13 protein-coding genes and 4 tRNA genes are annotated in these 14,627 nt (G+C 57.2%); 15 read left to right on the forward strand and 2 right to left on the reverse strand.

Going from position 1 to position 14,627, the window contains the following annotated elements; genetic code table 11:
- Positions 1–29 precede the first annotated feature (29 nt).
- The gene (gene purE / locus LG327_RS10500) at positions 30–521 is read right to left on the reverse strand and encodes a 5-(carboxyamino)imidazole ribonucleotide mutase (protein ID WP_404361763.1); all 492 of its coding nucleotides are present in this window, start codon (positions 519–521) and stop codon (positions 30–32) included.
- 174 nt (positions 522–695) lie between these two features.
- Here purE and LG327_RS10505 point away from each other — a divergent pair, with 174 nt between their 5' ends.
- The 6 genes from LG327_RS10505 to LG327_RS10530 all read left to right on the forward strand — a co-directional run bounded on the left by LG327_RS10505 (position 696) and on the right by LG327_RS10530 (position 3,492).
- A complete protein-coding gene (locus LG327_RS10505) occupies positions 696–1,658 on the forward strand; it encodes a hypothetical protein (RefSeq protein ID WP_404361764.1) in 963 nt (320 codons plus the stop codon).
- A gap of 125 nt (positions 1,659–1,783) precedes the next feature.
- A complete protein-coding gene (locus LG327_RS10510) occupies positions 1,784–2,653 on the forward strand; it encodes a DUF2846 domain-containing protein (RefSeq protein WP_404361765.1) in 870 nt (289 codons plus the stop codon).
- Positions 2,654–2,770: 117 nt separating this feature from the next.
- On the forward strand, positions 2,771–3,031 hold the full coding sequence (locus LG327_RS10515; RefSeq protein ID WP_404361766.1) for a hypothetical protein: 261 nt from the start codon (positions 2,771–2,773) through the stop codon (positions 3,029–3,031).
- Between the two features lie 155 nt (positions 3,032–3,186).
- A tRNA-Val gene (locus LG327_RS10520) sits at positions 3,187–3,262 on the forward strand.
- A 68-nt stretch (positions 3,263–3,330) separates the two neighbouring features.
- Positions 3,331–3,407: transfer RNA gene (locus tag LG327_RS10525), tRNA-Asp, on the forward strand.
- A 9-nt stretch (positions 3,408–3,416) separates the two neighbouring features.
- Positions 3,417–3,492 (forward strand) — tRNA-Val (locus tag LG327_RS10530).
- 96 nt (positions 3,493–3,588) lie between these two features.
- On the opposite strand, the gene LG327_RS10535 is transcribed toward LG327_RS10530, so the two are convergent.
- Positions 3,589–5,001: a 3-oxoacyl-ACP reductase gene (locus tag LG327_RS10535; RefSeq protein WP_404361767.1), complete on the reverse strand. Its 1,413-nt coding sequence runs from the start codon at positions 4,999–5,001 to the stop codon at positions 3,589–3,591.
- A gap of 178 nt (positions 5,002–5,179) precedes the next feature.
- Between LG327_RS10535 and LG327_RS10540 the strand changes: the two genes are divergently transcribed.
- The 9 genes from LG327_RS10540 (at position 5,180) to LG327_RS10580 (ending at position 14,513) form a co-directional block, all read left to right on the forward strand.
- On the forward strand, positions 5,180–6,499 hold the full coding sequence (locus tag LG327_RS10540; protein WP_404361768.1) for an acetyl-CoA C-acetyltransferase: 1,320 nt from the start codon (positions 5,180–5,182) through the stop codon (positions 6,497–6,499).
- 227 nt (positions 6,500–6,726) lie between these two features.
- Positions 6,727–6,803: transfer RNA gene (locus LG327_RS10545), tRNA-Met, on the forward strand.
- Between the two features lie 263 nt (positions 6,804–7,066).
- Positions 7,067–7,561 (forward strand): Lrp/AsnC family transcriptional regulator, encoded by a 495-nt coding sequence (locus tag LG327_RS10550; RefSeq protein WP_404361769.1) that lies wholly within the window; start codon positions 7,067–7,069, stop codon positions 7,559–7,561.
- Between the two features lie 82 nt (positions 7,562–7,643).
- Positions 7,644–8,978 (forward strand): glycine cleavage T C-terminal barrel domain-containing protein, encoded by a 1,335-nt coding sequence (locus LG327_RS10555; RefSeq protein WP_404361770.1) that lies wholly within the window; start codon positions 7,644–7,646, stop codon positions 8,976–8,978.
- Positions 8,979–8,994: 16 nt separating this feature from the next.
- Positions 8,995–9,924, forward strand: coding sequence for a hypothetical protein (locus tag LG327_RS10560; RefSeq protein WP_404361771.1), 930 nt, complete (start codon positions 8,995–8,997; stop codon positions 9,922–9,924).
- A 43-nt stretch (positions 9,925–9,967) separates the two neighbouring features.
- Entirely contained in the window at positions 9,968–10,861 is an 894-nt protein-coding gene (gene folD, locus LG327_RS10565; protein ID WP_404361772.1) for a bifunctional methylenetetrahydrofolate dehydrogenase/methenyltetrahydrofolate cyclohydrolase FolD, read from the forward strand.
- Positions 10,862–10,986: 125 nt separating this feature from the next.
- Positions 10,987–11,859 (forward strand): formyltetrahydrofolate deformylase, encoded by an 873-nt coding sequence (gene purU, locus LG327_RS10570; protein WP_404361773.1) that lies wholly within the window; start codon positions 10,987–10,989, stop codon positions 11,857–11,859.
- Between the two features lie 139 nt (positions 11,860–11,998).
- Entirely contained in the window at positions 11,999–12,802 is an 804-nt protein-coding gene (locus LG327_RS10575) for an enoyl-CoA hydratase (RefSeq protein ID WP_404361774.1), read from the forward strand.
- A gap of 70 nt (positions 12,803–12,872) precedes the next feature.
- On the forward strand, positions 12,873–14,513 hold the full coding sequence (locus LG327_RS10580; protein ID WP_404361775.1) for an acyl-CoA synthetase: 1,641 nt from the start codon (positions 12,873–12,875) through the stop codon (positions 14,511–14,513).
- The last annotated feature ends 114 nt before the right edge of the window (positions 14,514–14,627 follow it).

Raw genomic sequence — 14,627 nt, forward strand, 5'->3', positions numbered from 1 at the left:
TATGCAACCACGAAAGGCCAGTCGGAACACTAGGTTTCCCTCGGATCCGGATTATCCAGCACGGCCTGGGTCTGGGAGGCGCGAAAGCTGTCGACGGCCTGACGGACGGTGTCGTCGAATGTGCCAATAATCTGGGCTGCAAGCAGGCCCGCGTTGGTGGCACCGGCTTTGCCAATGGCCAGGGTCCCGACGGCGATCCCGCCAGGCATCTGGGCAATTGATAGCAGGGAATCAAGGCCATTCAGCGCCTTCGACTGGACTGGAACCCCCAGCACCGGCAGCGAGGTCTGGGATGCAACCATGCCCGGCAGGTGAGCGGCTCCGCCGGCCCCGGCAATGATCACCTTGAGGCCGCGCCCGGCTGCAGTTTTGGCGTAATCGAACAGCAGGTCTGGCGTACGATGCGCTGATACCACCCGGGTCTCGTAGGAAACTCCAAGCTTTTCAAGCATATCGGCGGCGTGTTCCATGGTGGGCCAGTCCGATTTGGAACCCATGATAAGGCCAACGAGCGGCTGCATAAGCAACATCCTGAGCGTATGAAAGAAAGCCGGACATTGTATGGACTGCCCGGGATCCATGCAAACGGCTTTCGCCCTTTGCCAGATGTGACTGCCGGATTTGGTGGCATGGTGTTGAGCCGGTATTATCAGCACTTTGCGGACGCAGCGTCCATTTTAATACTGAGGTAAACCATGGAACCCATTCGTCCCGATGATGACGAGTTACGAGCAGAGCGCCGTCCGGCTTCCAGCGCACCTGCTGGACAGCCCAAAGCGGAGAAGACCGGTCCCGATGGTCCGGATCAGGGGGGAGGAAAGGGCAAAGGCCGCCGGCCACCGGGGGGCGGTGCCCGCCATGGACTGGTTTATGTGCTGCTGGTGGTGGTTGCGATAGCAGGTCTTGGAGCCTGGTATCAGCAGCAACAGCGTATTTCAGCCATGGCTCAGGAACTGGAGGAAACCGAGGACTGGATGCGGCAGAGCAAACTGGCGCTGGCCCGTTTTGAGGGCGATCTCAGTGAGACCGGAGAAACCATCGATAACCGGGGCTCAACCCTGGAGCAGCGCCTGGAGGCGCAGAAAGAGCAGATCGCGACCGCCAACAGTGAAATCCGCAAGCTGTGGGTGATTGCTTACGAGAAAAACAGGCCTTTGCTGGAAAAACACACAAGCCTTCTGGAGGCTCAGGGCAAACAGTTAGCAGCGCTACAGCAGACACAGGAGGCGCAGTCGACGGAGCTGACGACTCTGGCTGGCTCGCTGTCAGAGCAGAACCAGAGGCTGTCAGGCATGGCCGAAGCAACTGCCCGTTACGAAAGTGAGTTCGAGCAACTGAAAAGCAGAGATGCAGAGCTGGCCGCCAGGGCGGAGTCTCTCGCTGAATCGCTGGATAGTGTGAAGCAGGAGGTAGAGCGCAGACTCCAGCGCTTTGTCCAGGAGCAGAAGCTGGCATCCGGCGGACTTGAAGGGCGGGTCAGTGCCCTGGAGAGAGAACTTCAGGACCTGGAGGCGGCCCAGCGAAAGCTGAACCAGGCGGAGCAACGCCTGAATCGCGTCGAGGGCGCGATCGAAGCCATTGATTCGGCCAGGGCTCAGCTCACATCAAGGCTTGTAAGGCTGTCAGAGCAGGTGGATCAGTTGCGTCAGGCAAGGTAGCCTGGCCGGGGCTGGGCCAATCGGCAGAGACTGTAACGGTTTGTATCGATCTCTTGCGCCAGCTCTCATTCCGGACCGGGCTCAGTTGGTATTATCGGTCTGCGCACCGCGGATCAAGAGATTGAATGCCAATGAATGCAAGACTGCCAGAACTGACAGGATTACCGAAACTTGCCGCCGCCCTGATGGCTCTGGGCCTGCTTTCCGGCTGCACCATTTACCAGTCGATAGGGAAAAGTACGGGTGGCTTCCTGCATCCCGTATCAGGCCCCGATTTTGTGCACATAGCGAATGACGAGTGGGACCAGGACAATGCCCTGATCTATTTCTATCGCCCGCATTCCCAGTGGGCGGCGGAAGAAATTGAGTCTCCGAGTGTTTACATAGATGACCGGCATTATTTCAACTTCCGGAACGACAGCTTTACCTGGATGGAGGTTGCGTCGGGCGAGCGACAGATCGCCATGCGCCGTCCTCTGCTGGGCCTGGAGGGCATGGATAATTTCAGTCTCAGCCTCATAGCCGATGCTCCCCTGAAGGTCGAACCCGGCGAGATCTATTACCTCCGGTACAGCGAGGTTTCTACTCCGGAAGCTCCGCACCCGGAGCTTGATCCCGAGCATCCTCTGGCATCCGGTGATCTGCAGCTGGTAACCGGGGACGTGGCCATGGCGCCCGGGGAAATCGTCACCACCCGCTTCCTGAACAGTGATCTGCTGGCGCCCAATCATGCGGCTGCCTCCATCATCGAGGTCAATGAAGATGATGACTACAAGCGGGATATGGTGCTGCTCGAAACAGCCAGGGAGGAGGAGATAGAGCGCCTGAGGTCCGAGGGGAAAGCTGCGCCTGCGCCCTGGTACTGGCCCTTGGGCGGCTCAGATGTTGAGCTGGAGACTGACAGAAAGATTAATGAAAGAAAGGCCGCCTACAGGAAAATCGAGGAAGAGAGAGCCGCCCGGGCGGCAGCCGAAGGCGGGTGGTGGATATTCTGAGCGGCCAGAATTCCGGCCCGGAAAAACATGCACCTTGAACCCTGTGCCAATTGTAGCAGCAGGCTGGTATCGCTAGACTGACTGAAACCAGTTCGCATGAGGTTACAGGAGATGTCATTGAAGGATTCAGTGAACAGACAGATCGAGCATCTGGCATCGGAGGGAATCCCCGCCCTGAGGGAGCTGATTGATGACAGGCTGGGCCGATTAAGGGCGAAGCTGGACCTGTTCAACCGCTCTCTCGCAGACAGAGCACTGCCAGAGAACCGGAAAGGGCGGGTAGGGCGCCTGGCTCTGGAGCGCAAGGCGAAACTTGCAGGCCAGAAAAAAGCCGCAGGAAAAGCTTCGCGCAAATCCGGTAAAAAGGCCAGCTCCTGAGTTCATTGGCCAGAATCTGACCGGTGTTATCCCTGATTGAGGGAGCATGGGCAAAAAATACGGAAAATATTTGACAGGCGGGGCCAAATGCTTAAAATGCGCCTCTCACTTGATCAAGACGGCTCAGCCGAAACGGTCAGGTAGCCAGCGAAAATGGGTGGTTAGCTCAGCTGGGAGAGCATCGCCCTTACAAGGCGAGGGTCACTGGTTCGATCCCAGTACCACCCACCATTTTCTGGCTTGTCCGAATGCCCCATTTGGACAGAAGTTCTGATGATCGAAAGATCATGGAACGATGCGGAGCGGTAGTTCAGCTGGTTAGAATACCGGCCTGTCACGCCGGGGGTCGCGGGTTCGAGTCCCGTCCGCTCCGCCATTTTTTCCCGGGTGGTTAGCTCAGCTGGGAGAGCATCGCCCTTACAAGGCGAGGGTCACTGGTTCGATCCCAGTACCACCCACCATTTTCTTTCTCCCTGCATCCTCCTGAATTTCCTGTCGCCCATGTCGCGGATGAATGCTCCGACGACCTGATGCGATCGCCGGTAGCATGACCTCTTTTATTTACCCACAAGCGACTGGCCGCAGACCCGGACAGTATTGCCGTTGATGCCGTTTGAGCCAGGATTGCAGAACCACGCAATGGTCTCGGCGACATCAATCGGAAGCCCCCCCTGGGACAGGCTGTTCATTCGCCGGCCAGCTCCACGAATGGTCACGGGCATGGCTGCTGTCATCCGGGTTTCGATGAACCCGGGCGCTACGGCATTGATTGTCATGTTTTCCCTGAGCTTTGGTGCCATGGCTTCCACGTAGCCAATGACGCCGCACTTGGAGGTGGCATAGTTGGTCTGGCCAAAATTGCCGGCAATGCCGCTGATCGATGAGATGCAGACAATCCGGCCGTTCTCCCGCAGGAGTCCCTCCTCCAGCAGAGCATCATTGATCACTTCCTCTGCGGTCAGGTTAACTGCTATGACCATGTCCCAGAAATGCCCGGGCATTTTGCCAAGGGTTTTGTCGCGGGTGATGCCGGCATTGTGAATCACCATGTCCAGCCCTTCGAAATTCTCTCTGATGAACTCCGTGATCTGCCGGGGCGCTTCTTCATCCGTTATGTCGCAGGCAAGGGCCTTGCCGTTGATACGGCTGGCGACAGCCTCCAGCTGCTCCCTTGCGTCCGGTATATCCAGGGCAATTACGGTGGCGCCGTCCCGGGCGAGGGTCTCGGCAATGGATTCGCCGATCCCCCGTGATGCCCCGGTTACCAGGGCCACCTTGCCGGCCAGGGGATCTGTCGGATCGTCAGGGATGACGGCTTTGCTGGCGCCCTTACCGATACGGACAAATTGGCCAGAGATATAGGCGGAGCGGGCTGAAAGAAAAAAGCGGACGCTTGAGTCGATCTGCCTTGCCGCGGTAGCCGCCATCCAGATCAGGTTGGCGGTGGCTCCCTTCCTGCCTGTTTCCTTGGCCACGCTGCGGACAAAGCCTTCGAGTGCGCGCTGTGAGGCCGCCTGCGCGGGAGATTTGCAGTTATTGGGGTCCAGCCCGATGACCAGTACTCTGCCGTTACCGGCGAGGCGTCCGATCGCCGGGTGGAAAAAGTCGTAGAGCGCGCGCAGGCCGGTGGTGTCGGTGATGCCAGTGGCGTCAAACACCAGAGCGGAGAATCGGTTGTTCAGCTCGCCGGCAAGGTCAAGGGCCTGGGAATGCTGGCCCGCCTCAGAGGAATTGCTCAGGGTCTCCACATTGGATGCATGAAAGATATTGGCGTCACCGGTGGCAAGAATGCTCCCCAGCTCTCTGATGGCTTTGCCACCAGGCGTGGCCCCAACCAGGACATCCCCGCTGATAAAAGGCTCATCCACCCGCTCCTGGCGCTTCAGGGTGACCGGTGAGGGAAGCCCCAGGGATTGGGCGGCTGCCTTGCCAAAAGGGGTGGTGACGAACCTCAGATAAAGGTCTGCCATAAGAATGCTCCTTGTCTTGGGAAAAAGGGCGGGAAAAGATTATTCTTCGACCATGGTAGGGTAATGTCCCGGATTTGTATTGACTGAACGGATACAGGGTGATGTCAGGCGTGCCAATGGGCGCGACGCCCGCACCGCTAGACTGCAGAGAGACTATCAGCCACACAGGGATCAGATCATGGCAGAGAAAAAAGGCACGACCCCCAGCAGGACGAAAACAGAAGCCGGAAAAATCCGCAAGGTGGCCGTCATCGGCGGCAACCGGCTTCCCTTCGCACGCTCCAATACGGCCTACAGCAGGATCAGCAACCAGGAACTCCTCACTGCCGCCCTCAGAGGCCTGGTTGACCGCTTCGATCTGCAGGGCAAACGTCCCGGGGAAGTAGTCGCCGGCGCGGTCATCAAGCATTCCCGGGATTTCAATCTCACCCGGGAGGCAGTGCTCAGCTCAGGGCTGGCTCCGGAAACTCCCGCCTACGATATCCAGCAGGCCTGCGGAACCGGCCTGGAAGCCGCCATTCTGGTTGCCAACAAGATCGCACTGGGCCAGATCGAGTATGGGATCGCCGGAGGCACCGACACCACCTCGGATGCGCCAATCGGTGTAAATGAGGGACTGCGGGAAATCCTCCTTGACCTGAACCGGGCGAAAACCACCGGTGATCGCCTGAAGCTGCTCACCCGACTGCGCCCCAGTCACCTCGTTCCAGACATTCCAGCCAATAGCGAACCCAGGACTGGCATGTCGATGGGAGACCACTGCCAGGTGACCGCCCATGAGTGGGCGATACCCCGGGAGGATCAGGACCAGCTCACCCTGGAAAGCCATCAGAAGCTGGCCGCGGCCTATGAGGAAGGCTTCTTTGATAACCTGATGACGCCCCTGGCCGGCCTTGAGAAGGACAATATTCTCCGCCCGGATACCACTCTTGAGAAGCTCGCCTCGCTGAAGCCGTGCTTTGACAAGGAGCGGGGTACCATGACCGCAGCAAACAGCACGGCCCTCACCGATGGTGCCTCCTGCGTTCTGCTGGCAAGCGAAGACTGGGCGAAGGCCAACAACCTGCCCATTCAGGCTTACCTGACCTTTTCCGAAGTGGCAGCGGTGGATTTCGTGGACAAGAAGGAAGGCCTGTTGATGGCGCCGGCCTATGCCGTGCCCAGACTGCTGGAAAAGGCCGGGACCGCTCTTCAGGATTTTGATTTCTACGAGATTCACGAGGCCTTCGCGGCCCAGGTGCTGGCTACCCTGAAAGCGTGGGAAAGCCCGGAGTTCTGCAGGGAAAAGCTGGGCCTGAATGAACCTCTGGGGAGTATCGACCGCAACCGGATGAACCTGAAAGGCAGCAGCCTCGCCACAGGCCACCCTTTTGCGGCGACTGGCGGCCGGATTATCGCTACTCTGGCCAAGCAGCTTGAACAGAAGGGCAGCGGCAGAGGCCTGATTTCCATCTGCGCGGCCGGTGGCCAGGGTGTAACCGCAATCCTCGAAAGATAATATTTAAAAGTGCTGTTTTCCCGTTGACTTGCAGCTGGTCACTCCGTAAGATGCGCTTCTCGCTGATCGGGGGAGTTCCCGAAAAGCCAAAAGTTTGATGCGGGGTGGAGCAGTCTGGTAGCTCGTCGGGCTCCCCAACCCACGAAAGCCGAAGGGAGTCATCGACCTTCGGGTTTTGAGCCCGGCCAGATTGGTGGCTCAGAAGTTGAAGATTATTGAAAGTTTGATGCGGGGTGGAGCAGTCTGGTAGCTCGTCGGGCTCATAACCCGAAGGTCGTAGGTTCGAATCCTGCCCCCGCTACCATATTTAAGGAAGGCAGATCAGTTAGTTACTGGTCTGCCTTTTTTCGTTTCGGCGATGCCACTGTTTCTGTAATGCCTCTTTTACGATATTGCGCCAGGCCCTGGCCGCAGCTTTTTGCCATTAAATCTCAGTGACTGTCAGCCGCCCTGTCTCACAGAGCAGATTCCAGCCGTAAAAAGCCCGAAGCGCCTAAAAAAGTATTCAAAACGTCCGCATATCACCTACGCTGGGGGAATGGATTTAAAAACCGGGCTCCTGAAAGCATGAAAAAAACCATATTGGATGCGGTGGATGTCCGCATTTTGAGTGCCGTGCAGCAGCACGGACAAATAAGCAAAGCCAGACTTTCTGAACTGGTCAACCTGTCGCCGACACCCTGCTGGATTCGGCTGGCAAAACTCAAAAAGGCCGGTTTAATCACTGGTTACCGTGGTGAGATTGCCGTCGATAGAATTCTCGACCTGGCAAAGGTTATCGTTACGGTTTCACTGAAGTCGCACAATAGATCAGATTTTGAACGGTTTGAAAAATGCATTCAGGGTATCGATGAGATTGTGGAATGCAGTGCGACTGGCGGTGGTTCGGATTATGTGATGAAAGTAATAACAAATAGCCTGCAGGATTTTCAGAACTTAATGGATGAGTTGCTCAATAAAGAGTTAGGTATTGAGCGCTATGTTATTTACGTTATTACCAGAGAGATTAAAGCAACGTCACTTAACTTGCCGAAGCTTCTGAATAATAAAAACAGGCTCTAGTGTCCCCCGTTTGGTTAATTTGCTGAATAACTGATCCTTCACACTCTGTCCAGTCCGCCGCCAACACCCTTCTGATGGGCGGATGTCCGGCCTTGGTCCAAATGGTCTAAAAAGTCCGGAAAACAGGTCCGATTGTTCATTTTTTCCGCATCTGTTTAGCCCTTTTTCTGTGCAGATTTCTCCTATCATTTTCTCAGTTAAACCGTTTTTAGTGGTGTCTGATGTCGCCGCTATGGACATGGTCTCACAACACGAGGGCTGGAAAATGACTAAGCAGGAACAACAACAAGAATTTGGCTTTGGGACACAGATCCGGAAATCTCCATATTTCGATGCAACGGTACGCTGGGGCGCGAAAGGCTTCTCCGTATATAACCACATGTATATCCCCCGCGATTTCGGTGACCCTGAACAGAATTTCTGGAATCTGGTTAACGACGCAATCCTCTGCGATGTTGCCGTTGAACGTCAGGTAGAAATCACCGGTCCCGACGCGGCGCAATTTGTCCAGCTGCTTACCCCGCGGGACCTGTCAAAGTGTGCCGTGGGCCAGTGTAAGTACGTCCTGATCACCAATGCCCAGGGTGGGATTCTGAACGATCCCATCCTGCTTCGGCTTGAAGAAAACCGCTTCTGGATCTCTTTGGCTGACAGCGACATCCTGCTGTGGGCGCAGGGCGTCGCTGTCAACTCTGGGCTGGATGTCAGGATCCACGAACCGGATGTTTCACCGCTCCAGCTGCAGGGTCCGAAGTCCGGCAAGATCATGGAAGCGCTGTTCGGCGAAAGCATCACCGACCTTAAGTATTACTGGCTACGCGAGTATGACCTTGACGGTATCCCTCTGATTGTTTCCCGGACCGGCTGGTCAAGCGAACTCGGCTACGAACTCTACCTGCTGGATGGCTCCAGGGGTGAGGAACTCTGGGAAAAGATCATGGCTGCCGGTGTTCCGTTCGGTCTGCGGCCGGGTCATACGTCGACAATCCGCCGTATCGAGGGCGGGATGCTGTCCTACCACGCTGACATGGACATAGACACCAACCCCTATGAACTGGGTCTGGATCGGCTGGTTGAACTGGATATCGAGGCTGATTTCATCGGCAAAGCCGCACTCAGACGCATCCGTGACGAGGGTGTATCGCGCCGACAGGTTGGTCTGGTGATCGATGGCCCTGCACTGACTGGTCCCAACTCCAGGTTCTGGGGGGTGGAAAAAGATGGTGAACAGGTGGGCCGGGTTACTTCTGCCGTGTTTTCGCCACGTCTGGAGCAGAACATTGCACTGGCAATGGTCGGTGCCGACTTTGCTGCGCCTGGCACACGCTTCGACGTCGGGACGCCAGGCGGAAAAACAACGGCTACCGTTGTCGAAAAACCGTTCTTTGATCCTAAAAAGAAAATCGCTGCAACTTGATCCTGGGAGAGATGTTATGGGGCTGTTGTCTTTTCTTCACAAATCCACTGATGCCAGCACAGAGAATCAGCCGTCCCATTTGCTGGAAAACTTTCTAAGCGGCTATTCGATTGAGGTCATACCGCGGACCGCCGACAAAGTGGAGAGTTTCCGCGAGATTCTGCCAGCCGGCACCCGCGTCTATATAGCCCATATCGAGGGAACGCCGATCGAAGATATGGTCCGAACCGCCCGGCGTCTGGCTGATGAGGGTTTCCCCGTCATGCCCCACTTTCCCGCCCGCATCATCAAGGATCGTGCCGAACTGGCTGAATGGATCGCCCAATACCAGGGTGAGGCAGGCGTAACCCAGGGCCTGCTCGTGGGCGGTGGTGTTGCTACTCCGGTTGGCGAGTTCAAGGATTCCATGCAGGTTCTTGAAACAGGTCTTTTCGACGGCTTCACAAATCTGCACGTTGCCGGCCATCCCGAGGGCAATCGTGATATCGACCCCAATGGGTCCGACAGCATGGTGATGCAGGCCATCAAATGGAAACAGGCCTTTTCCCGGCGGACGGATGCCCGTGTGGCGATCACCACCCAGTTCTGTTTTGAGGCCGGCCCCGTCATCGCCTGGGCCGACCGGCTGGCGGCCGAGGAGGTTGATCTGCCAATCCATATCGGCATTGCCGGCCCGGCTCAGCTCCATACCCTGATCAAATATGCCGTGTCCTGCGGCGTAGGTCCCAGCATGAAAGTGCTGCAACGCAGGGCAAAGGATGTAACCAAGCTGCTTTTGCCCTACGAGCCCACCGACTTATTGATCGAGCTTGCTGCCCACAAGGAGCGGCATCCGGACTTCGGCATTGATAAGGTGCATTTCTTCCCGCTGGGGGGGATCAAAACCAACGCGAACTGGGTCACCGAGAATGCCGGGGCCGCGGGTCGGCCTGCCTCCGTCGGGTGAGATCAGGATATTACACAGATGCCTGGACTGAGAAGGAAACCACATGACTGCACATATCATTGACGGCAAGGCATCCGCAGCGACGCTGCGGGAAAGGGTAGCCAGCCATGTCTCGCACCTCAAGCAGACATACGGGATCACCCCCGGCCTCGCGGTGGTGTTGGTGGGGGAAGATCCTGCGTCTCAGGTCTACGTGCGTTCGAAGGAAAAGCAAACCATTGAAGCCGGTATGAACTCCTACGAGCACAAGTTACCGGCAGGTACTACCGCAGGAGAACTACTGGCGCTGATCAATCAGCTTAACAATGATCCCCAGGTGCATGGCATTCTCGTTCAGCTTCCGTTGCCGGAGCATCTCGATGAAATGTTAATGATCAATGCAATTGCCCTCGCGAAGGACGTGGACGGGTTTCATATTTCCAACGCTGGCCTGCTTGCGACAGGGCAGAAGGGCATGGTGCCCTGTACCCCTCTGGGGTGTCTGATGATGCTCCGCGAACATTACGGCAGCCTGTCAGGCCTGAATGCGGTGGTGATCGGGCGTTCCAACATCGTGGGGAAACCCATGGCGCAGCTGCTGTTGAGAGACAACTGCTCGGTGACCATGGTCCATTCGCGTACGCAAAACCTCGCGGAGATCGTGAGCCGTGCAGATATTGTTGCCGCAGCCCTGGGACGGCCTCTGTTCATCCAGGGCGAATGGATCAAGCCCGGCGCAACAGTCATTGACGTGGGGATCAACCGCATTGATCAGGGCGACGGGATAATGCGGCTTGTCGGAGATGTGGACTACGAAGCAGCAAAAAACATTGCAGGGGCCATTACACCGGTTCCCGGTGGCGTCGGTCCGATGACCATTGCATGCCTGTTGGCCAATACGGTTACAGCATGTTGTCGTTCGCATTCATTTCCTGAACCCGCAGGCCTGACGGCCTGACAGACGGAAAAACCCCGGGCGAAGTCTTTTTCGCTCAGCCTGCCTGGACTGATAAGGATCCCCTCCGAACTCGGCGTGGCCTGCAACGTCAGTATGGCGAATAAAAATGTCAAAGGACCCGTAGAATGAACACAAATACAACAACCTATATCCTTACCGGCAGTTCTCCAACCAAACTGGGTGTGCTCGATCTTATAATTGGCAGCCTGTATCGGCACGAATGCTATGCGTACGAGATGCACACTTTTGATGACGCCGACACGGGCCGGTTTTTCTTCCGTGTGGAGTTCAATCACGTAGGCAAGGGTGTATTCCCTGAGGAGGATCTGCGGAATCAGTTTGCTGACAAGGCCGAGGCCTTTGAAGTCAAATGGGATCTGCGGGATCTGGCGGTTCCCGAGAAGGTGGTGATTCTGGTATCCAGATATGATCACTGCCTGCAGGATCTGCTCCATCGCTATAGTACCGATGCACTTCATATCCAGATTCCGGCGATCATCTCCAATCACCCCGACCTGAAAAAACTGGCTGACTGGTACAACATCCCGTATTACCACCTGCCGGTTACTGCGGAAACCAAGCCGCAGCAGGAAGCTCGGATGTGGGAGATCATTCAGGAAGCCGAGGCCGACCTCGTTGTGCTGGCGCGCTACATGCAGGTGCTGTCCGAGGACATGTGCCACAAACTGCACGGACGTGCCATCAATATCCACCATTCGCTGCTGCCGGGCTTCAGCGGCGCCAAGCCCTACCATCAGGCCTACGACAAAGGCGTGAAGCTGGTGGGAGCTACTGCCCACTACGTTAGCGAAGTTCTGGACGAAGGCCCGATCATCACCCAGGGCGTGGAGCAGGTGGATCACACCTATACTCCTGAGCGCCTGGTGGCAAAAGGGCGTGATACGGAACGTCTCATGCTGGCAAAGGCGATCAAGCTGCATGTCGAAAAACGCTGTTTTCTCAACGGTAACAAGACCGTTGTCTTTCCGGGTCACTAAGCATCACCGCTGGAGCATCAGCCATGTCAGCCCATAAGTCCGCCATCAGTTGGCAGCGCACCTCTCAAATACGTAATTCGATCACCGCCGAGGTGACGGTCAGTCACGTTTAATCGGCAACCAACGGCGAGGGTTATATATGATTTACGGTAAATATGAAGAGGACATCCTTCTCAGAGAGGACAGGGAAGGGGCCGTCTTTCTCACGCTGAATCGGCCGGACAAATTCAACACCCTTTCCGAAGCAATGCTGGCCGCGTTGCAGCGAGAGCTGGATGCGGTCGCCGCCGACCCTGCCGTCCGCTGTGTGGTGATTGGCGGCAACGGGCGTGGATTTTGCGCGGGTCACGATCTTCGGGAAATGCGCGCAAATCCCGCCCAGTCCTATTACCAGTCGTTATTCCGCAGCTGCAGCCGGTTGATGCAAAGTGTCGTCGTGCTGCCAGTCCCGGTAATCGCCAAGGTCCAGGGCATGGCCACTGCGGCGGGGTGCCAGTTGGTGGCAAGCTGCGATTTGGCCATCGCGGGTCAGTCGGCCAGTTTCGCGGTATCCGGCATCAATGTGGGCCTGTTCTGCTCGACCCCTGCTGTGGCGCTGTCACGCAACATCTCTTCCAAGCGGGCCTTTGACATGTTGGTGTCAGGCCACTTTATCGATGCGGATACTGCACTGGAGTGGGGGCTGCTGAGTGCCGTCGCCGATGATGCCGATCTGGATGCTGTCGTGGCCAATAAGGTGCAACAGATCCTGAGCAAGAGTCCTGCGGCGGTGCGCTTTGGAAAGTCCATGTTCCACCCCCAGCGTCAAATGGCGTTGGCCGACGCTTACGACTTTGCGGGCGATGTGATGGCCGAAAACATGTTAAGCCCTGACGCAGAAGAGGGAATCGATGCCTTTCTCGCCAAGCGGAAACCCATCTGGCAGCAGCTGAGCGGCAACTAGCCCGCTAGCGGCATCCTGCCGGCTGAAAGGCCGGATTTTGAACCCTTCATTAAAATAACAGGGTACGACCATGAGTGATATCTGCCAGGTTAATGAGGCTCTTGAGAAAACGGCGGCCAATTACGTTTCGCTCTCGCCCTTGAGCTTTATCAAACGGGCTGCCGCTGTTTATCCCGACAGAACGGCGCTGATCTACAACGAGACGCGTTACAACTGGCATCAGACCTATGGCCGTTGCTGTCGACTGGCGTCCATGTTGGAGCGTTTCGGTATCAGCCGGGGCGACACGGTGGCCGTCATGTTGCCGAATGTCCCGGCCATGTACGAAGCCCACTTCGGCGTGCCCATGCTGGGAGCGGTGCTGAATGCGATCAACATCCGCCTCGATCCGGAGGCGGTGGCCTTTATCCTCGACCATAGTCGCTCCCGCGTGCTGCTGGTTGATCCCGAGTACGCGGATGTGGTCGAAAAAGCCCTGGCGCGGCTGGAGGGACCCGCGCCCACGGTGATCAACGTGTCCGACCCGAGCCAGGGCGAAGAGCGCCTGATTGGCGATCTGGAGTACGAAGCGTTGCTGGCCGGGCAACCGGAGCTGTACGACTGGCAGCTGCCGGCCGACGAGTGGGATGCGATTGCACTGGGTTATACCTCGGGTACCACCGGCAACCCCAAAGGGGTCGTTACTCACCACCGGGGTGCCTACCTGAATGCAGTCAGCAACGTTCTGTCCTGGACGCTGCCCCAGGAGGTGATCTACTTATGGACGCTGCCGATGTTTCACTGCAACGGTTGGTGCTTTCCGTGGACGCTGGCGGCAATCGGTGGGACCAGCGTCTGTCTGCGCCGGGTCGATCCCGAGGCTATTCTGGGCCTGATCAGGCAGCACAGGGTCAGCCACTACTGCGGTGCGCCCATCGTCCACTCGTTGATCGCTGATGCTGCACTGGCTTCGCAGGAACCCCTCGATCACAAGGTGTCGGGGTTGATCGCCGGTGCCGCGCCGCCGGCGTCCGTGCTGGAGCAGATGGACAAGATCGGCTTCGCACTCACCCACGTCTATGGCCTGACCGAGACCTACGGCCCCGCTTCCGTATGTGCCAGGCAGAATGGCTGGGATGAACGCCCCCTGGCGGAACGGGTCCGGCTCAACGGGCGTCAGGGCGTCGTCTACCCATTGCAGGAAAGCATCTCGGTGATGGACTCGGTCACGATGCAGCCCGTTCCCCCAGACGGCGAGACGGTGGGCGAGATCATGTTCCGGGGCAATATCGTCATGAAGGGCTACCTGCGTAACGAAGCCGCCACTAGCGAAGCCTTTGCTGGCGGCTGGTTTCACTCCGGGGATCTGGCGGTGGTGGAACCGGATGGCTACGTCAAAATTCGCGACCGGCTGAAGGACGTGATCATCTCGGGTGGGGAAAACATCTCCTCTCTGGAAGTCGAGGAAATTATCCAGCGGCATAGCGATGTCGAACTCGCAGCCGTCGTGGCAATGGCGGACGCGAAGTGGGGTGAAGTCCCGGCGGCCTTCGTCCAGCTGCGTCCCGGCAGTCAGTTGAGCGAAGACGCCCTGATCACTTTCTGTCGGGAGAATATCAGCCGCTTCAAGGCGCCCAAAAAAGTGATCTTCGGTCCGCTGCCGACCACCTCGACCGGAAAGATTCAGAAGTTCCTGTTGCGTCAGCAACTTGAGACCAGTCTGGCAGTCTGAGCTGATAGGGGAAAGCTCCGGTGGCCGTCTCCCGGGATCTCGCTGAAAGGAGTAGCGTAAAGGTCTGTTTTTAAGTTACCATTTTTGAAAAGCGGCAGTAGGTGCTTGATCGAC

Source organism: Marinobacter sp., from assembly GCF_044799475.1.
Lineage (GTDB): Bacteria > Pseudomonadota > Gammaproteobacteria > Pseudomonadales > Oleiphilaceae > Marinobacter.